The following is a 19,108-nucleotide window of genomic DNA, read 5'->3' as shown; positions in this document are numbered from 1 at the left end:
GGTTCCAGACAATCAACGATTAAAAGATAAGGAATACCCCATGTCAGAACGTTTGCAAAATGACGTGGATCCGATCGAAACTCGCGACTGGCTACAGGCGATCGAATCGGTCATCCGTGAAGAAGGTGTTGAACGCGCGCAGTTCCTGGTTGATCAGTTACTGAGCGAAGCCCGTAAAGGCGGTGTTAAAGTTGCCGCTGGCGCAGGTGCTGGCAGCTACGTCAATACCATTGCCGTTGAAGATGAGCCGGAATACCCGGGTAATCTGGACCTGGAACGTCGTATTCGTTCTGCGATTCGCTGGAACGCCATCATGACTGTGCTGCATGCGTCTAAAAAAGACCTGGAGCTGGGCGGTCACATGGCGTCTTACCAGTCTTCTGCCACGTTTTATGAAGTGTGCTTTAACCACTTCTTCCGTGCGCGCAATGAAAAAGATGGCGGTGATCTGGTCTACTTCCAGGGCCACATCTCCCCAGGCGTCTATGCCCGTGCTTTCCTTGAAGGCCGCCTGACTGAAGACCAGATGAATAACTTCCGCCAGGAAGTTCATGGTAATGGCCTGTCTTCTTATCCACACCCGAAACTGATGCCAGAATTCTGGCAGTTCCCGACTGTTTCCATGGGTCTGGGCCCAATCGGTGCCATTTATCAGGCTAAGTTCCTGAAATACCTGGAACACCGTGGCCTGAAAGATACCGCTGCACAGACTGTGTACGCATTCCTTGGCGATGGCGAAATGGATGAACCTGAATCCAAAGGTGCTATCACTATCGCGACTCGTGAAAAACTGGATAACCTGGTTTTCGTCATCAACTGTAACCTGCAGCGTCTTGACGGCCCGGTAACGGGTAACGGCAAAATCATTAACGAACTGGAAGGCATCTTTGGTGGTGCTGGCTGGAACGTGGTTAAAGTGATTTGGGGTGGTCGTTGGGATGAACTGCTGCGTAAAGACACCAGCGGTAAACTGATCCAACTGATGAATGAAACCGTTGATGGTGACTACCAGACCTTTAAATCTAAAGATGGTGCTTACGTTCGCGAACACTTCTTCGGTAAATACCCGGAAACTGCTGCTCTGGTTGCTGACTGGACTGATGACCAGATTTGGGCACTGAACCGTGGTGGTCACGATCCGAAGAAAGTCTATGCTGCACTGAAAAAAGCGCAGGAAACCAAAGGCCAGCCGACTGTTATTCTTGCTCACACCATTAAAGGTTATGGTATGGGTGACGCTGCCGAAGGTAAAAACATCGCCCACCAGGTTAAGAAAATGAACATGGACGGCGTCCGCTATGTGCGTGACCGTTTCAATGTGCCTGTTGCCGATGAAGATATCGAAAAACTGCCGTATGTTACTTTTGCTCCGGATTCCGAAGAAGCGAAATACCTGCATGCCCAGCGTGAAAAACTGAACGGCTACCTGCCGACTCGTCAGCCTAAGTTCACTGAAAAACTGGAACTGCCGACGCTGGAAGATTTTGGCCCGCTGCTGGAAGAGCAAAACAAAGAAATCTCCACCACTATTGCGTTTGTGCGTGCACTGAACGTGATGCTGAAAAACAAATCTATCAAAGACCGCCTGGTGCCGATTATCGCCGATGAAGCGCGTACCTTTGGTATGGAAGGTTTGTTCCGTCAGATTGGTATTTACAGCCCGAACGGCCAGCAGTACACCCCGCAGGACCGTGAACAGGTTGCATATTACAAAGAAGACGAAAAAGGCCAGATTCTGCAGGAAGGGATCAACGAGCTGGGTGCCGGTGCATCCTGGCTGGCTGCTGCGACTTCTTACAGTACCAACAACCTGCCGATGATTCCGTTCTACATCTACTACTCTATGTTCGGGTTCCAGCGTATTGGCGACCTGTGCTGGGCAGCAGGCGATCAGCAGGCTCGTGGCTTCCTGATTGGCGGGACTTCAGGCCGTACTACGCTTAACGGTGAAGGTCTGCAGCACGAAGATGGCCACAGCCATATTCAGTCTCTGACTATCCCTAACTGTATCTCTTACGACCCGTCTTACGCATACGAAGTTGCGGTTATCATGCATGATGGCCTGGAACGTATGTACGGTGAAAAACAAGAGAACGTTTATTACTACATCACCACACTGAACGAAAACTACCACATGCCAGCTATGCCGGCAGGTGCCGAGGAAGGTATCCGAAAAGGTATCTACAAACTCGAAACTGTAGAAGGTAGCAAAGGCAAAGTTCAGTTGCTGGGCTCCGGCTCTATTCTGCGCCATGTTCGTGAAGCCGCACAAATTCTGGCTAACGACTACGGTGTGGGCTCTGATGTGTACAGCGTAACCTCCTTCACTGAACTGGCTCGTGATGGCCAGGATTGTGAGCGCTGGAACATGCTGCACCCGATGGAAACCCCGCGTGTACCGTACATTGCTCAGGTAATGAACGATGCACCGGCAGTTGCATCTACTGACTATATGAAACTGTTTGCTGAACAGGTTCGTACTTATGTACCGGCTGATGACTACCGTGTACTTGGTACTGACGGCTTTGGTCGCTCTGACAGCCGTGAAAACCTGCGCCACCACTTCGAAGTTGATGCTTCCTACGTGGTTGTAGCGGCACTTGGCGAACTGGCTAAACGTGGCGAAATCGATAAGAAAGTGGTTGCTGATGCAATTGCTAAATTCAACATCGACGCAGAAAAAGTTAACCCACGTCTGGCGTAAGAGGTAAAAGAATAATGTCTATCGAAATCAATGTACCGGACATCGGGGCTGATGAAGTTGAAATCACCGAGATTCTGGTCAAAGTGGGCGACAAAGTAGAAGCAGAACAGTCGCTTATTACCGTAGAAGGCGATAAAGCTTCTATGGAAGTTCCCTCGCCGCAGGCTGGCGTGGTGAAAGAAATCAAAGTTGCGGTGGGTGATAAAACCGAAACCGGCAAACTGATCATGATTTTCGATTCCGCCGATGGTGCAGCTGCTGCTGCACCCGCGCAAGAAGAGAAACAAGCTGCAGCTCCGGCGGCTGCACCTGCCGCTGCCGCCGCTAAAGAAGTACATGTTCCCGATATCGGCAGCGACGAAGTAGAAGTCACTGAACTGCTGGTTAAAGTGGGCGATACCGTTGAAGCCGAGCAGTCTCTGATTACGGTTGAAGGTGACAAAGCTTCAATGGAAGTACCTGCACCATTTGCGGGTACCGTTAAAGAGATCAAAGTTAACACCGGTGACAAAGTGTCTACTGGCTCACTGATCATGATCTTCGAAGTTGCAGGCGCAGCGGGTGCTGCGGCACCTGCACAGGCGGCGGCTCCGGCTGCCGCTGCCCCAGCTGTTGCTGGTGGTGCGAAAGATGTGCATGTTCCGGATATCGGTGGTGACGAAGTTGAAGTCACTGAAGTGATGGTGAAAGTTGGCGATAAAGTTGCTGCTGAACAGTCACTGATCACTGTAGAAGGTGACAAGGCTTCAATGGAAGTACCTGCACCGTTTGCCGGTACGGTTAAAGAGATCAAAATCAGCACTGGCGACAAAGTGTCTACCGGTTCATTGATTATGGTTTTTGAAGTAGAAGGCGCTGCACCGGCAGCAGCCCCGGCTTCAGCTCCGGCACCTGCAGCAGCACCGGCTCCAGCACAAAAAGCGGCAGCACCTGCAGCGAAAGCGGAAGGTAAATCTGAGTTTGCTGAAAATGATGCTTACGTTCACGCAACCCCGCTGATTCGCCGCCTGGCGCGTGAATTTGGCGTTAACCTGGCGAAAGTGAAAGGGACAGGTCGTAAAGGCCGTATCCTGCGCGAAGACGTTCAGGCTTACGTGAAAGATGCCGTTAAACGTGCAGAAGCAGCTCCGGCTGCCGCCGCGGGCGGTGGTCTGCCAGGCATGCTGCCATGGCCGAAAGTTGACTTCAGCAAGTTTGGTGAAGTTGAAGAAGTGGAACTGGGCCGTATCCAGAAAATTTCTGGTGCTAACCTGAGCCGTAACTGGGTAATGATCCCGCATGTTACGCACTTCGACAAAACAGATATCACCGATCTGGAAGCATTCCGTAAACAGCAGAATGCCGAAGCAGAGAAACGTAAACTGGACGTGAAATTCACGCCAGTGGTCTTCATCATGAAAGCTGTTGCTGCAGCACTTGAACAAATGCCGCGTTTCAACAGCTCTCTGTCTGAAGATGCACAGCGCCTGACTCTGAAAAAATACATCAATATTGGTGTGGCTGTTGATACGCCGAATGGTCTGGTTGTTCCAGTCTTCAAAGACGTGAACAAGAAGAGCATCACCGAGCTGTCTCGTGAACTGACTACCATCTCCAAAAAAGCGCGTGATGGTAAACTGACTGCCGGCGAAATGCAGGGCGGCTGTTTTACTATCTCCAGCATCGGCGGCTTGGGTACCACTCACTTTGCTCCGATCGTTAACGCGCCGGAAGTTGCTATCCTTGGTGTGTCTAAATCAGCGATGGAGCCGGTCTGGAATGGTAAAGAGTTTGTACCGCGTCTGATGATGCCTATCTCTTTATCTTTCGACCACCGTGTGATTGACGGTGCTGATGGTGCGCGTTTCATTACCATCATTAACAACACTCTGAGCGACATTCGCCGCCTGGTGATGTAATTAGAGAGAGCCGGCCTGACGGTCGGCTTTTTTCTGGTAACCTCATACCTGTTGTGAGGTTATGCGAGCCAAATTGATTCGTTACCCGTTTGTTGTTTCAAAATTGTTAACAATTTTGTAGAATGCGGACGGATAGAACGTCCCGGTGGATGATGGGCGTAAAGACCAGGGACCGCCGGAAATAAATTAAGAGGTCATGATGAGTACTGAAATTAAAACTCAGGTCGTGGTACTTGGGGCGGGCCCGGCAGGTTACTCTGCGGCCTTTCGTTGCGCTGATTTAGGTCTGGAAACCGTACTGGTTGAGCGCTACAACACCCTGGGCGGTGTTTGCCTTAACGTCGGCTGTATCCCTTCAAAAGCTCTCCTGCACGTTGCTAAAGTTATCGAAGAAGCAAAAGCTCTGGCTCAGCACGGCATTGTATTCGGCGAGCCGCAGACTGATATCGATAAAATCCGTACCTGGAAAGAAAAAGTCATCACTCAGTTAACGGGTGGCCTGGCAGGTATGGCTAAAGGCCGTAAAGTCAAAGTAGTTAATGGTCTGGGTAAATTTACCGGTGCTAACACGCTGGAAGTTGACGGTGAGAATGGCAAAACCGTTATCAATTTTGATAACGCAATTATTGCTGCTGGTTCTCGTCCGGTTCAGTTGCCGTTTATTCCTCATGAAGACCCGCGTATTTGGGATTCCACCGACGCGCTGGAGCTGAAATCTGTACCGAAACGTATGCTGCTGATGGGCGGTGGTATTATCGGTCTGGAAATGGGTACGGTTTACCATGCGTTGGGTTCACAGATTGACGTGGTCGAAATGTTCGATCAGGTTATTCCTGCGGCAGATAAAGACGTGGTTAAAGTCTTTACTAAACGTATCAGCCAGAAATTCAACCTGATGCTGGAAACGAAAGTGACTGCTGTCGAAGCGAAAGAAGACGGCATCTACGTTTCTATGGAAGGTAAAAAAGCGCCTGCTGAAGCACAGCGTTATGACGCCGTTCTGGTCGCAATTGGTCGTGTACCAAATGGTAAGCTGGTTGATGCCGGTATGGCGGGTGTTGAAGTTGATGAACGTGGCTTCATCCATGTTGATAAACAAATGCGCACCAACGTGCCGCACATCTACGCTATCGGTGACATCGTTGGTCAACCAATGCTGGCACACAAAGGCGTACATGAAGGCCATGTAGCGGCTGAAGTTATCGCGGGTATGAAACACTACTTCGACCCGAAAGTGATTCCGTCCATTGCTTACACTGAACCTGAAGTGGCATGGGTTGGGATGACAGAAAAAGAAGCGAAAGAGAAGGGTGTTAGCTATGAAACTGCAACCTTCCCGTGGGCGGCATCTGGCCGTGCAATTGCTTCTGATTGTGCCGACGGTATGACCAAACTGATTTTCGATAAAGAAACGCATCGTGTTATTGGTGGCGCTATTGTTGGTACCAACGGCGGTGAGTTACTGGGTGAAATCGGTCTGGCAATCGAAATGGGTTGTGATGCAGAAGATATCGCACTGACTATTCATGCTCACCCAACTCTGCACGAATCTGTTGGCCTTGCGGCTGAAGTATTCGAAGGCAGCATTACCGACTTGCCGAACGCGAAAGCGAAGAAAAAGAAATAAGTCGTGTAGACGCGAAACAAAGACAAAGCGGCCCTCAGGGGCCGTTTTTTTGTCTATAAAAAATCTCCAGCCAGGCTGGAGGTTCAGTAAAGCTTTCAGCTTTAATCCAGTTATCAAAAGGGGGTCCCAATGGGGGGCGAAAAGAGCTTAGCGCACACCCGATGGAACTGCAAATATCACACAGTATTTGCGTTGAAATATAGATGACAGGTGTTCTACGGAGATAACTGGCCGTAAGTAAGGAAGTCTGATGTGAATGTCAGAACATATACGCCAAAAATCACTAAAAATAAATTAATCAGTGTTACTGACGAAATAATCAACTACCTGAATTGGTGGTGAAATAATGCATATGTTATTTCCATTTCTGCCGATAACTCCTTTGCTAAATATACCCTTTACAGATAACTAAATGTGTTGTGGTGCAACGTAATATGGTTAAGCCGTATTACACGTGTATTGCATTTATTTATCTGTCTATTTTTCATTTTTCATTCTTAAGCAGGATGATAAACAAATTGCAAGGAATACACATGGCATTAAAACGCATTGCTGTTCTTGGTTTGATAGCGGCCGCTCTGGCTCTTTCTGGGTGTGGTGCAATGACTACAGCCATTAAAAAGCGTAACCTGGAAGTGAAAACACAAATGAGCCAGACTGTTTGGTTGGAACCCTCTAACGAACGAACCATTTACATTCAGGTCAAAAATACCTCTGATAAAGATATGAGTGAATTACCGTCATTACTGGCGAAAGACCTGGTCAGTAAGGGATACAAGATCACCTCTTCACCTAACGATGCATATTATTGGGTGCAAGCAAACGTTCTGAAAGCCGATAAGATGGATTTACGTGATGCTCAAGGATATCTGAGGAGTGGATACGAAGGTGCGGCAATGGGGGCTGCTCTTGGCGCAGGGATCACTGCTTACAACAGTAACTCTTCAGGCGCTGCCTTAGGGGTCGGTTTAGCCGCTGGTATTATTGGTATGGCGGCTGACGCTATGGTTGAGGATGTCAACTACACCATGATAACTGATTTGCAGATTTCAGAACGAAGTAAAGCGAAAGTGACCACTGACAATATTGCCGCGTTACGTCAGGGGACTTCAGGCGTTAAATTACAAACAAGTAGCGAAGATGGTAACCGTATGAAATACCAAACTCGCGTTGTATCGAACGCTAATAAAGTCAACCTGAAGTTCACTGAGGCCAAACCTGTCCTTGAAGCACAGTTAGCAAAATCAGTTGCAAATATTTTCTAACTAATCTTATTGTTTGATGGCTACATAACACAAAAATGGGCCCTAGAGACAAATGCCGACCAGTTAAGGTTCGGTTGACCAATACAGTGGCTCTGTAAAAAACCGGAAATGCTCACACATTTCCGTTTTTTTGCACGGTGGACAGGCTATTGATATCGTTTCACGTTACAGCTCTCTATATAACTATCTGACTTTTCTTGTGAATTATCTTAGCCCAGAACTTATCTCTCGCTGCCTGACCTACGCTGGCACCGCCACATTGCGTAAAGGTCGCCTCCCACTTGAGGTGATGGCCTGATGATGAGAATGCTGATGACACTTACAGTGTGTGTCACCCGGCTGATCCCGCAACTGATGTGGGATATGCAGAGCACGGGACACATGGTGAAGCAGCCAACAAGAAGAGAAAGGGACTTCCCGCGAGTGGTAAAGGAAAGGCCTTGTAAATACTGAAAAGCTATATAAAACAGCTGGGCAGTTGCTTAACTAACTGGCATTAGCACCTCTGGTGCCATTTTTTTTTGCGCCAAAAATAGTAAACAAGACAGTAATCTACCGTACTTAACGATTCAGCAAATATTTAATGTTGCTTTTTTGTAAACAGATTAACAGCCCACCGAAATCCTGATATGCTCCCAGTGCGGGACTGGGCTCTTTACCCTACATTCTGAGGTCTCATCGGAAAGTGAAGAGGAGCCTCCGGTGCCGATATGACAATGAGAGCGAGGAGAACCGTCGTGCTAGAAGAATACCGTAAGCACGTAGCTGAGCGTGCTGCAGAAGGTGTTGTACCGAAACCGCTGGATGCAACCCAGATGGCCGCACTGGTAGAGCTGCTGAAGACCCCGCCTGCGGGCGAAGAAGAATTTCTGTTAGATTTACTGACCAACCGAGTCCCTCCGGGTGTTGATGAAGCCGCCTACGTCAAAGCAGGTTTCCTTGCTGCTGTTACTAAAGGCGAAACGACCTCTCCACTGATTACTCCTGAAAAAGCTGTTGAGCTCCTTGGCACAATGCAAGGGGGGTATAACATCCATCCGTTGGTGGAAGCGCTGGACGATAACAAACTGGCACCCGTTGCCGCTAAAGCGCTGTCTCACACCCTGTTGATGTTTGATAATTTTTACGACGTTGAAGAAAAAGCGAAAAATGGCAACGTCTTCGCCAAACAGGTTGTACAGTCCTGGGCTGATGCCGAATGGTTCCTGTCCCGCCCGAAACTGGCCGATAAAATCACCGTTACTGTATTTAAAGTAACGGGTGAAACCAACACTGATGACCTGTCTCCGGCACCTGATGCCTGGTCCCGCCCGGATATTCCGTTGCATGCACTGGCTATGCTCAAGAACGCCCGTGATGGCATTGAGCCAGATCAGCCTGGTAGCGTCGGCCCGATTAAACAGATTGAAGCGTTGCAACAAAAAGGCTTCCCGCTGGCGTATGTTGGGGATGTTGTAGGTACCGGTTCATCGCGTAAATCTGCAACCAACTCTGTTTTGTGGTTCATGGGGGATGATATCCCTGGTGTGCCTAACAAACGCGGTGGTGGGGTTGTTCTGGGTGGCAAAATTGCGCCAATCTTCTTCAACACGATGGAAGATGCCGGTGCGCTGCCTGTTGAGGTTGACGTATCAAACCTGAATATGGGCGATGTCATTGATATCTACCCGTATAAAGGTGAGGTTTGCCGCCACGATTCCAATGAAGTGCTGGCAACCTTTGAACTGAAAACTGATGTTCTGCTGGATGAAGTCCGTGCTGGTGGGCGTATTCCGCTGATCATTGGCCGTGGGCTGACCAGTAAAGCGCGTGAGTCTCTTGGCCTTGAGCACAGCGATGTGTTCCGTAAAGCGAAAGATGTTGCCGACAGCAACCGTGGCTTCTCCCTGGCGCAAAAAATGGTTGGCCGTGCTTGTGGTGTCGACGGTATCCGTCCGGGGCAGTATTGCGAACCGAAAATGACATCTGTCGGTTCGCAAGATACCACCGGGCCGATGACCCGTGATGAGCTGAAAGACCTGGCATGTCTGGGCTTTTCGGCTGACTTGGTGATGCAGTCATTCTGCCACACTGCTGCTTATCCAAAACCGGTTGACGTACAAACTCACCATACCCTGCCAGATTTTATTATGAACCGTGGCGGTGTGTCCCTGCGTCCGGGCGACGGTATTATTCACTCCTGGCTGAACCGTATGCTGCTGCCGGATACCGTTGGTACCGGTGGGGATTCCCATACCCGTTTCCCTATTGGGATCTCGTTCCCGGCGGGATCCGGGCTGGTGGCTTTCGCGGCTGCCACTGGTGTTATGCCGCTGGATATGCCTGAATCTGTGCTGGTGCGTTTCTCCGGAAAAATGCAGCCGGGTATCACACTGCGTGATCTGGTGCATGCCATTCCGCTGTACGCTATCCGCCAGGGCTTGTTAACGGTTGAGAAGAAAGGTAAGAAAAACATCTTCTCTGGTCGTATCTTGGAAATTGAAGGTCTGCCCACACTCAAAGTTGAGCAGGCCTTTGAACTGGCAGATGCTTCTGCAGAACGTTCTGCGGCGGGCTGTACTATCAAGCTGGACAAAGACCCGATCACTGAATACCTCAATTCCAACATTGTTCTGCTGAAATGGATGATTGCGGAAGGTTATGGCGATCGCCGTACTCTGGAACGCCGTGTTCAGGGGATGGAAAAATGGTTGGCTGACCCTCAGTTGCTGGAAGGTGACGCCGATGCGGAATACGCCGCTGTAATCGACATTAATCTGGATGAGATTAAAGAGCCGATTCTGTGTGCACCGAATGACCCTGATGATGCGCGTTTGTTGTCTGATGTTGCTGGCAGCAAAATTGATGAAGTCTTTATCGGCTCCTGTATGACCAACATCGGCCACTTCCGTGCTGCCGGTAAGTTGCTCGACAGCCATAAAGGCCAGTTGCCAACGCGTTTGTGGGTTGCTCCGCCGACACGTATGGATGCCGCACAGCTGACGGAAGAAGGTTATTACAGCGTATTCGGTAAGAGTGGCGCTCGTATTGAAATTCCAGGCTGTTCACTGTGTATGGGTAACCAGGCGCGCGTTGCGGACGGGGCGACAGTTGTATCGACTTCCACCCGTAACTTCCCGAACCGTTTAGGTACTGGGGCTAATGTTTACCTGGCTTCTGCAGAACTGGCCGCGGTTGCATCATTGCTCGGTAAATTACCGACTCCTCAGGAATACCAGGCATTTATGGAGCAAGTCGATAAGACAGCGACAGATACCTACCGTTATCTGAACTTTGACCGCCTTAATCAGTATACGGAAAAAGCAGATGGCGTGATTTTCCAGACCGCAGTCTGACTTTCAACCCTGCCATACTGTAGAATCCCTTTCCCTTCGGGGGGAGGGATTCTTTTTTTTAAGTTGTCACCTTCCCCGCTTTTTTTCTGGTGTTTGACTGAGATAATAGCGTTGTCAAAGCCCGCCTGCAGGTTGGGGCACGCATAGAGAGGAATACATTATGGATTATGAATTTATGCGGGATGTTACTGGCGTGGTAAAAGTGCGTATGTCGATGGGGCATGAGGCAATCGGTCACTGGTTTAACGAAGAAGTGAAAGAGAACCTGGAACTGCTGGATGAAGTGGAGCAGGCTGCACGCACAGTAAAAGGGAGTGAGCGCCACTGGCAACGGACCGGGCATGAATATACGCTGTGGTTGGATGGCGAAGAAGTCATGGTGCGTGCGAACCAACTGGATTTTTCAGGTGATGAAATCGAAGAAGGGATGAGCTATTACGACGAAGAAAGCCTGGCGATGTGTGGAGTTGAAGACTTCTTACAGGTGGTTGCCGCGTATAAGCGCTTTTTAGCGGGAAAATAAGCAGCGAGTCCCCCGCTTTAGCTACGGCTGGGGAAATAGTCTGGATTACTATGATGTTCCACCGAATGGGGAAGTCTGATGCCGTCAGGTTAATCTGTCCACCAGATTGCGGCTTTGCTCAATCATTTTCATCCCTTCGCTTTCGTTACACTGGAGCAGGCCCATAAACAGAAGGTCAGTCACGCACTGCTGTGCCGAACGCGAGGAAATGGACGAACTACGCCAGCGCTGCTCATCAGAAACGGTATCCAGCGTGTAGTCGGCAAGTTTTCGCAGGCTGCTATCCTGTAGGGAAGTTATGGCTACTACCACCGCGCCTTTAGATTTTGCGATCTCAGCCGCCAGCAGCACTTCCTTGCGTTGTCCGGAAAATGAAATTGCCAACATCACATCCTGTTCGGTTAGCGTCTGTGCGATGGTCAACTGCACATGGCTGTCGTATTCCGAAAGGATGTGAAAGCCAATTTTCATCAGTTTCCAAGAGAGGTCTTTCCCCACCAATGACGAACCTCCGATGGCTGCAATCTGAATACGGTTGGCGGCCTGTAGCAGGTTAATGACCTTTTCCAGTAGGTTAAAATCGAGGTTGTCCGTCGTTTTCCGTGCGGCGTTCATTTTTTCATTCAGCAGCTTTTTGGCAACGTCGTGCAAAGGGTCGTGGCTGCTGATGTCGTTATGTAAATGAGGCGATTGCTGCTTGCGGTCACTGACCTGTTTGCCCCATTCTTCAACCAACGTCATTTTGAAATTGGTGAAACCCTGGAGCCCAAGCTTCTGCGCAAATTTGACGATAGCCGACTGGCTGACGCTCAGCATTTCAGCTAACTGTTGTGAAGAGAGTTCTTTCAGTTTTTCGGGGCTGTTGATGATAAAACTCGCAATCTTGCGTTCACCCGGGGTAAAACGCTCCAGATTTTCTATCAGCTTTTGACGATACAGCACGGGATATTCCTCCATAACTCGCTTTTTTGTGAGTCGCTTTCTGGAACCTGAAAGACACTATTCATCCTTCAAAACCGACAAGATTTCATAGCTTATTTGTCATACAAAATTATGATTTTGGTCACAATTACACATGTTAGAATAGAATATTCCTTTTTTAATTAAAATAAATAATTGATTATTCTCTTGGTGCCTGCCAACGAAAGCGTCGGGTACAGCCGTGGCCATATCACGTAATGAATATCAGGCATCGGTAGAAAAAAGCCCCCTTCAATCAGATGCAAAGTGAATCTTTGGCATTAGATGCGAATTAGCACCGGGCCTTTTTGCGCTGGGTTCAAGGGGGTAACGCCGCCAGTCAGTACGAACAAAATGACGAGACAATGATGAAGATCGATTTATCTGCCCTGTCCACCGAGGACCGTAATACTCGCAGTGAAAATATTGACATGCTGTCGACCGAAGAGATGCTGCAGGTGATTAATCAGGAAGACCAAAAGATAGCGGTTTGCGTAGAAAAGGTGATCCCGGAGATTACACGGGCTGTCGATGCCATAGTTGCGGCTTTCCAGAAAGGGGGGCGCCTGATCTACTGCGGCGCAGGAACTTCAGGGCGCCTGGGTATCCTGGATGCCAGTGAATGCCCGCCAACGTATGGCACGCCGCGCGAGCAGGTTGTAGCACTGATTGCCGGGGGGCATCAGGCCATTTTGCAGGCCGTTGAAAATGCTGAAGACAGCCTGACTATGGGGGTGGACGACCTGAAAAGCATTCAGTTCAACGAAAACGATGTTCTCGTCGGAATTGCGGCCAGCGGGCGTACACCTTACGTAGTGGCCGCGCTTAACTATGCTAACAGTTTAGGCGCAACTACCGTGGCACTGACCTGCAACGCGGGCAGTGAAATCACTCAGATCGCGAAAATTGCTATCCAGCCAGTTGTCGGTGCAGAAGTGGTCACTGGCTCTTCACGTATGAAGGCAGGCACCGCTCAAAAGCTGGTACTGAACATGCTTACCACAGGGGCAATGATTCGCAGCGGCAAGGTTTACGGTAACCTGATGGTCGATGTCGAAGCGACCAACCAGAAGTTGGTTCAGCGGCAGATCAATATCGTAATGCAGGCAACAGACTGTGATCAGCAGACAGCCTCGCAGGCTCTTTCTGCCTGTGAAAGCCACTGCAAAACGGCCATCGTCATGGTGCTGGGCAAACTGAGTGCGCAGCAGGCCAAACAGCTATTGAACGATAACCACGGATTTATTCGCAACGCTTTAGCCAATACGGAGAGCTGCTAATGGCCAGGATTACAGACCAATTAATTGCCACTATCCTGGAACTGGTTGGCAATAAAGAGAATATCCAAAACTGCGGCCATTGCATGACTCGCCTGCGCCTGACGCTCGTTAACGATCAGCTTATCCAACACAGCAAGCTTAAAGCACTGGAGGGAGTGCTGGGAGTAATTAACTCCGACGACCAGTTGCAAATTATTCTTGGTCCGGGCAAAGCACAAAGCGCTGCCGAGATAATGAGCACGATGCTGGCCAATGGCGGAGATTCCGCTTCTGCCGCTCAGCCGAGTGTCGGCTCTGTTGCCAGCGACACGAAACAAAAGATGAAAGCAAAGCAAAACAGCGTGGTGCACCAGTTCCTCGCCAGGTTTGCCACTATCTTTACCCCGTTGATCCCGGGCTTTATCGCAGCCGGAATGTTGTTAGGTTTTGCGACCTTAATCGAACAAATTCTGTTGGCGGACGCTGAGGTAAAAAATGCAACCACCGTGCAAATCGTTGGTTACATGAAAATCTTTGGCAAGGGCCTGTTTACCTTCCTGCCAATCCTGATTGGATATAACGCACAAAAAGCGTTCGGCGGCTCGGGGGTCAATGGGGCGATCATTGCCTCTCTGTTCCTGTTGGGTTACCAACCGGAAGCGACTGTTGGTTATTTCTCCGGGATCGATAACTTCTTTGGCATGGGGATCGACCCAAGAGGTAATATTATCGGTGTGCTGATCGCCACGATTCTGGGAGCGTGGATAGAACGGCAACTCCGCAAGATTATCCCGGATAATCTGGATATGATCGTGACTTCTCTACTGACGCTGCTTATTACCGGTGCGTTGACCTTTACGCTGATTATGCCGTTTGGCGGTGAGTTGTTTAAAGGCATGTCCTGGTTGTTCCTGCATCTCAACGGCAACCCGTTTGGCTGCGCGGTGCTGTCTGGCCTGTTCCTTATTGCGGTGGTTTTCGGCGTGCACCAGGGCTTTATTCCGGTGTATTTCGCGTTGATGGACGTGCAGGGCTTCAACTCTCTATTCCCGATTCTCGCTATGGCTGGTGGTGGACAAGTTGGCGCGGCACTGGGGTTGTATTTCCGTGCAGGAAAAAATTCCGTCACGCGTAATCAGGTTAAGGGTGCAATTATCCCTGGCCTGCTTGGTGTGGGAGAACCACTGATCTATGCTGTAACGCTGCCTCGCGTCAAACCGTTTGTGACTGCCTGTCTTGGCGGTGCCTGCGGCGGCTTCTTTATTGGTCTGGTTGCCTGGTTGGGATTGCCGATTGGTCTGAACACCGTATTCGGTCCGTCAGGTTTAGTTTCGCTGCCGCTGATGACATCCAGTCAGGGTATTTATGCGGGAATGGGGGTTTACGCCGTTGGCGTATTAATCTCCTACACATGTGGTTTTATCCTCACATGGTTCTTTGGCCACAAAGGCGTTGATCTGACTTAAGAGAGAGGGCTGGAGGCTTGTTACTGCTCAGGCTGTGCCAGAAACTAAAAGCCCTGCATTTGCAGGGCCTGAACCTGTTACCGTTACATTGCTGGAATATTGCGCCCGTAATAAATTTCGCGCATCTCTTTCCATAACAGATCCGTTATCACTTTACGTTCTGCGGCGGTTAAATCTTCTGGCCGGGTATGGAACATATAGTGTTTAAGATCGAACTCTTTCAGCAGCATTTTGGTGTGAAAGATATTCTCCTGGTAAACATTCACATCCACCATGTCGTATAGTGATTTCATATCTTCAGACATAAAATTCTGAATAGAATTTATCTCATGGTCGATGAAGTGTTTCATTCCATTAATATCCCGTGTAAAGCCCCTGACACGGTAGTCGATGGTGACAATATCGGACTCTAACTGGTGGATCAGGTAATTCAGCGCTTTCAGCGGTGAAATAACCCCACAGGTGGAAACTTCAATATCTGCGCGGAAAGTACATAAATCACCTTCAGGGTGACTTTCCGGGTAGGTGTGTACGCAAATATGGCTTTTATCAAGGTGAGCTACGACAGCCTCAGGCAGCGGCCCTGGGTTTTCGGATTTATCAATGTGCAGTGGGTCAATGGGTTCTTCACTGACCAAAATTGTCACGCTTGCACCCTGAGGTTCATAATCCTGGCGGGCGATATTGAGAATATTGGCGCCGATAATTGAACATGTTTCGCTGAGAATTTCCGTCAAGCGGTTGGCGTTATACAGCTCGTCAATATAAGCAATATAACCATCACGCTCTGCTGGTGTCTTGGCATAACAGATATCGTAGATACAAAAACTCAGGCTTTTAGTCAGGTTATTAAAGCCATGTAGTTTCAGCTTTTTCAATTTCGCTCACCTCCTCAGGAATCGGGGCCGGAAAGGGCATTAAGTAAATACTGGGGCAGGGCGAATGCCGCAGTGTGAATCGCCGGGTTGTAATAACGGCAAGTCAGGCTGGCCTGGCGGAAACGTGCCTGAATGATTTCGGTACGCAGATGGCGAAGTGCAGTGTTATCTGTCGCCCAGGCAAAGGTCATTACTCCACCGTAATAGGTGGGAATAGCAGCCTGGTAAAAACTGACATCACCAAAGTAATGGCTCAGTTTACGGTGGCTATCGATAGCTTCATCCTGCTGCAGGAAGCACACACCATTTTGGGCAACAAAAACACCGCCTGGTGTGAGGCAACGTTTACAGCCTTCGTAAAACGCGGAAGTAAACAGGCTTTCACCGGGACCAATCGGGTCTGTGCAGTCAGAAATAATGACGTCAAACGTTTGCGTGGTTTGGTTAACAAAATTCACGCCATCGTCGATCACCAGCTTAAAGCGTGGGTCGTCATAGGCACCGGCGTTGTGATGTGGCAGATACTGGCGGCAAAAGGACACAACACCTGCATCTATCTCCACCATCGTAATGGTTTCAACATTTTTATGGCGGCAGACTTCACGCAACATCGCACCATCACCACCACCGATGATTAGCACGTGTTTTGCCTGGCCGTGAGCCAGCAAAGGTACGTGGGTCATCATTTCGTGGTAAATAAACTCATCGCGTTCGGTGGTTTGTACCACGCCATCCAGCGCCATTACGCGCCCAAATGCGCTATTTTCGAAGATTATCAGATCCTGATGATCTGTCTTCTCATGGTACAGAACATTATCAACAGTAAAGTACTGACCAAATTGATCATGTAGCGTTTCATGCCACTGGCGATTTTCAGCCATATGTTGACACCTCCTTCATTAACACCCGGATAAAATGGGCGCAACATCATATCGAACAATGACCGCGCATGCACGGTCATTATTTCAACGAAGGGGCCAGAGGTAGGTTATTTTACGTAGGCCAGTAAGCTTAATGAGTCACGGGCCAGCGATTTGCATTTTTTAGCAGTGGGAATGGCAATACCACTTAAATCGCGGTAACTTTCTTCCCCCATTTTTTTCATGTTAAAGCTGTCGTAATTACTCAGGTCCCACTGATTTTGCTGTGCAAAGAAAATCAGAGCATGACGAATTTGGTCATTAGGTAAATCCTGATAACCGCAATCATTCTTCAGGTACACAAAAACGGCTGTTAAATCAGCCATATCCTCAGCCTCAGCCTCATTTAACGCCTGGCTGGCAGAGGAGAAACCTAACAAGCTTCCCAAGAGTGTTATTTTAACAAACGTCTTCATTGCGTTAACCACGTGATTGCGGAAATAAAACGTTAGCATATTTCCAGTTTTCGGAAAGCGATTTTCTTATTTTAACGTTGATTGACCTTCCTGTTAGGTCAGGGTTTAGACTGCGTTCATTATGCCATCACCTGCAATGGAGAAAATAATGCGACGTCGTGAGTTTATTAAGTATTCAGTTGCCTTGGGGGCGATGAGTGCAATACCGGCCTGGGCCAGAATGCCTGTCCTTTCTGAACGCCCGGCATTACCGGTTCCAGACCTCCTCAAGGCGGATATAAAGGGTAAAATTCGCTTACGGATTCAGGCCGGGAAAACACTTTTTAATGGGAAGCAGGTAACCACATGGGGTTACAACGGCAACCTTCTGGGGCCAGCATTGGCACTGGAGAAAGGGAAGACAGTGACAGTCGAAATGCACAATGCACTCCCACAACCGACGACCGTACATTGGCATGGTCTGGCCATCCCTGGCAGTGTGGATGGTGGCCCGCAAGGTATTATTGCACCCGGTGCAACTCGAACCGTGACTTTTACGCCAGATCAACCCGCGTCAACTTGCTGGTTTCATCCCCATTACCACAAGCATACAGGCCAGCAGGTCGCAATGGGGCTTGCCGGGTTGGTACTTATTGATGATGCCGCACAAGGTGCATTGCGGTTGCCGAAGCAATGGGGGATTGATGATGTCCCACTGATTATTCAGGACAAACGTTTTACGGCTTCTGGGGAAATAGATTATCAACTGGACGTGATGACAGCAGCCGTAGGCTGGTTTGGCGATACATTATTATGTAACGGTGTCGAGTACCCGCAACATGCGCCACCACGAGGCTGGTTACGGCTGCGTTTGTTAAATGGCTGTAATGCACGTTCGTTGACGATTGCCGCCAGCGATAACCGCCCTTTGTACGTTATAGCCAGCGATGGTGGCTTATTACCAGAACCTGTCAAAGTCACTTCATTGCCATTATTGATGGGGGAACGCTTTGAGATCATGGTCGATACCCGCGACGGCACGCCTTTCGATTTGGTGACTCTCCCTGTCAGTCAAATGGGGATGACATTACCGCCCTTTGATAAACCCTGCCCGGTCGTTGGTATTCGCCCACTACGTATTCCGGCATCGGGGATTTTGCCCGATACGCTGGTTGCATTGCCTGCGCTTCCCGCCCTTGAAGGCCTGGAGCAGCGTGTACTGACATTAAGTATGGATCACCGCCTGGATCACCAGGGTATGCAAGCCTTGAAAGACAAATATGGTCAGCAGGCGATGGGCAGTATGAACATGTCAGGCATGAATATGCATCATGCCAGTGAAATGAATAATATGCCTGGGATGTCGGGCATGCATGGAATGCAGGGGGGGAATCATATGAGTGATTCGCCAATGGAGCAGGGCGCTTTCGATCTCTATACCGCCAACCGGATTAATGGTAAAGCCTTTGATATGAACCATCCTGCGTTTCATGTACCTCTTGGGCGTTATGAACGCTGGGTTATCTCCGGGGAAGGCGACATGATGCTGCATCCTTTCCATATTCACGGTATGCAATTCCGGATATTGACAGAAAATGGCCAGCCACCGGCTGAGCATCGCCGAGGATGGAAGGATACGGTACGGGTAGAAGGTGGACGCAGTGAAGTGCTGGTGCGTTTTGATTATGTTGCCAGTGCTGAACATGCTTATATGGCTCATTGCCACCTGTTAGAACACGAAGATACAGGCATGATGCTGGGCTTTACTGTTGGCGAGGCCTGAGTAAAACAGCATTAAAGTTAATATTTAAAAAGGGCCGGTTGCCTTGAGATAGCAACTGGCCCTTTTTTTGACTGCTGAATGGTATTACGCCTTAA

General features: G+C 49.3%; 14 protein-coding genes and 2 pseudogenes. 12 read left to right on the top strand and 4 right to left on the bottom strand.

All coding sequences use genetic code 11. The features are described 5' to 3' along the window. The first annotated feature begins 40 nt into the window (after nt 1–40). From aceE to yacL, 9 genes and pseudogenes are all read left to right on the top strand, one after another. Nucleotides 41–2,704, top strand: a complete 2,664-nt coding sequence (aceE, locus tag LC084_RS14310) for a pyruvate dehydrogenase (acetyl-transferring), homodimeric type (RefSeq protein WP_226571873.1) — start codon at nt 41–43, stop codon at nt 2,702–2,704. 14 nt (nt 2,705–2,718) lie between these two features. Further along, a complete protein-coding gene (gene aceF, locus LC084_RS14305) occupies nt 2,719–4,602 on the top strand; it encodes a pyruvate dehydrogenase complex dihydrolipoyllysine-residue acetyltransferase (protein WP_226571872.1) in 1,884 nt (627 codons plus the stop codon). Between the two features lie 199 nt (nt 4,603–4,801). Then, nucleotides 4,802–6,229: a dihydrolipoyl dehydrogenase gene (gene lpdA, locus LC084_RS14300; protein ID WP_226571871.1), complete on the top strand. Its 1,428-nt coding sequence runs from the start codon at nt 4,802–4,804 to the stop codon at nt 6,227–6,229. A 129-nt stretch (nt 6,230–6,358) separates the two neighbouring features. Further along, nucleotides 6,359–6,433, top strand: a pseudogene (locus tag LC084_RS14295) (IS200/IS605 family transposase); the annotation flags it as partial. 329 nt (nt 6,434–6,762) lie between these two features. Then, nucleotides 6,763–7,494 carry a complement resistance protein TraT gene (gene traT, locus LC084_RS14290; protein ID WP_226571870.1) on the top strand — a complete coding sequence of 244 codons (732 nt, stop codon included), beginning with the start codon at nt 6,763–6,765 and terminating at the stop codon, nt 7,492–7,494. A gap of 199 nt (nt 7,495–7,693) precedes the next feature. Beyond that, nucleotides 7,694–7,792 (top strand): transposase domain-containing protein, encoded by a 99-nt coding sequence (locus LC084_RS23360; RefSeq protein WP_404808598.1) that lies wholly within the window; start codon nt 7,694–7,696, stop codon nt 7,790–7,792. Further along, a pseudogene (locus LC084_RS14280) lies at nt 7,786–7,947 on the top strand (IS4 family transposase); the annotation flags it as partial. The gene LC084_RS23360 and the pseudogene LC084_RS14280, both read left to right, overlap by 7 nt. A 284-nt stretch (nt 7,948–8,231) precedes the next feature. Next, a complete protein-coding gene (acnB, locus tag LC084_RS14275) occupies nt 8,232–10,829 on the top strand; it encodes a bifunctional aconitate hydratase 2/2-methylisocitrate dehydratase (protein WP_226571869.1) in 2,598 nt (865 codons plus the stop codon). Nucleotides 10,830–10,989: 160 nt separating this feature from the next. Beyond that, nucleotides 10,990–11,352, top strand: coding sequence for a protein YacL (gene yacL / locus LC084_RS14270; RefSeq protein ID WP_036106110.1), 363 nt, complete (start codon nt 10,990–10,992; stop codon nt 11,350–11,352). An 84-nt stretch (nt 11,353–11,436) separates the two neighbouring features. On the opposite strand, the gene LC084_RS14265 is transcribed toward yacL, so the two are convergent. Further along, on the bottom strand, nt 11,437–12,294 hold the full coding sequence (locus LC084_RS14265; RefSeq protein WP_226571868.1) for an SIS domain-containing protein: 858 nt from the start codon (nt 12,292–12,294) through the stop codon (nt 11,437–11,439). Between the two features lie 386 nt (nt 12,295–12,680). Here LC084_RS14265 and murQ point away from each other — a divergent pair, with 386 nt between their 5' ends. Together murQ and murP are read left to right on the top strand one after the other, a co-directional pair. Further along, the gene (gene murQ / locus LC084_RS14260; protein ID WP_226572117.1) at nt 12,681–13,592 is read left to right on the top strand and encodes an N-acetylmuramic acid 6-phosphate etherase; all 912 of its coding nucleotides are present in this window, start codon (nt 12,681–12,683) and stop codon (nt 13,590–13,592) included. Next, on the top strand, nt 13,592–15,037 hold the full coding sequence (gene murP, locus LC084_RS14255; protein ID WP_226571867.1) for a PTS N-acetylmuramic acid transporter subunit IIBC: 1,446 nt from the start codon (nt 13,592–13,594) through the stop codon (nt 15,035–15,037). The genes murQ and murP overlap by 1 nt, the downstream gene beginning before the upstream one ends. Before the next feature lie 83 nt (nt 15,038–15,120). Here the strand turns inward: murP and speD are convergent, their stop codons facing one another. The 3 genes from speD to LC084_RS14240 all read right to left on the bottom strand — a co-directional run bounded on the left by speD (nt 15,121) and on the right by LC084_RS14240 (nt 17,251). Continuing rightward, on the bottom strand, nt 15,121–15,915 hold the full coding sequence (gene speD / locus LC084_RS14250) for an adenosylmethionine decarboxylase (RefSeq protein ID WP_226571866.1): 795 nt from the start codon (nt 15,913–15,915) through the stop codon (nt 15,121–15,123). Nucleotides 15,916–15,929: 14 nt separating this feature from the next. Further along, nucleotides 15,930–16,796 carry a polyamine aminopropyltransferase gene (gene speE, locus LC084_RS14245; RefSeq protein WP_226571865.1) on the bottom strand — a complete coding sequence of 289 codons (867 nt, stop codon included), beginning with the start codon at nt 16,794–16,796 and terminating at the stop codon, nt 15,930–15,932. Between the two features lie 107 nt (nt 16,797–16,903). After that, nucleotides 16,904–17,251 (bottom strand): YacC family pilotin-like protein, encoded by a 348-nt coding sequence (locus LC084_RS14240; RefSeq protein WP_226571864.1) that lies wholly within the window; start codon nt 17,249–17,251, stop codon nt 16,904–16,906. 148 nt (nt 17,252–17,399) lie between these two features. On the opposite strand from LC084_RS14240, the gene cueO reads away from it, so the two are divergent. Continuing rightward, nucleotides 17,400–19,013: a multicopper oxidase CueO gene (gene cueO / locus LC084_RS14235; protein ID WP_226571863.1), complete on the top strand. Its 1,614-nt coding sequence runs from the start codon at nt 17,400–17,402 to the stop codon at nt 19,011–19,013. The last annotated feature ends 95 nt before the right edge of the window (nt 19,014–19,108 follow it).

Source organism: Mangrovibacter yixingensis (genome assembly GCF_020523985.1).
GTDB lineage: Bacteria > Pseudomonadota > Gammaproteobacteria > Enterobacterales > Enterobacteriaceae > Mangrovibacter > Mangrovibacter yixingensis.
Note: the sequence above shows the minus strand (reverse complement) of the source record. Positions and strands in the feature narration are given on the sequence as shown.

Excerpts from the sequence above, each read along its gene's own strand:
- aceE (WP_226571873.1), top strand. The coding sequence starts at position 41 with ATGTCAGAACGTTTGCAAAATGACGTGGATCCGATCGAAACTCGCGAC.
- aceF (WP_226571872.1), top strand. The coding sequence starts at position 2,719 with ATGTCTATCGAAATCAATGTACCGGACATCGGGGCTGATGAAGTTGAA.
- lpdA (WP_226571871.1), top strand. The coding sequence starts at position 4,802 with ATGAGTACTGAAATTAAAACTCAGGTCGTGGTACTTGGGGCGGGCCCG.
- traT (WP_226571870.1), top strand. The coding sequence starts at position 6,763 with ATGGCATTAAAACGCATTGCTGTTCTTGGTTTGATAGCGGCCGCTCTG.
- yacL (WP_036106110.1), top strand. The coding sequence starts at position 10,990 with ATGGATTATGAATTTATGCGGGATGTTACTGGCGTGGTAAAAGTGCGT.
- murQ (WP_226572117.1), top strand. The coding sequence starts at position 12,681 with ATGAAGATCGATTTATCTGCCCTGTCCACCGAGGACCGTAATACTCGC.
- murP (WP_226571867.1), top strand. The coding sequence starts at position 13,592 with ATGGCCAGGATTACAGACCAATTAATTGCCACTATCCTGGAACTGGTT.
- speE (WP_226571865.1), bottom strand. The coding sequence starts at position 16,796 with ATGGCTGAAAATCGCCAGTGGCATGAAACGCTACATGATCAATTTGGT.
- LC084_RS14240 (WP_226571864.1), bottom strand. The coding sequence starts at position 17,251 with ATGAAGACGTTTGTTAAAATAACACTCTTGGGAAGCTTGTTAGGTTTC.
- cueO (WP_226571863.1), top strand. The coding sequence starts at position 17,400 with ATGCGACGTCGTGAGTTTATTAAGTATTCAGTTGCCTTGGGGGCGATG.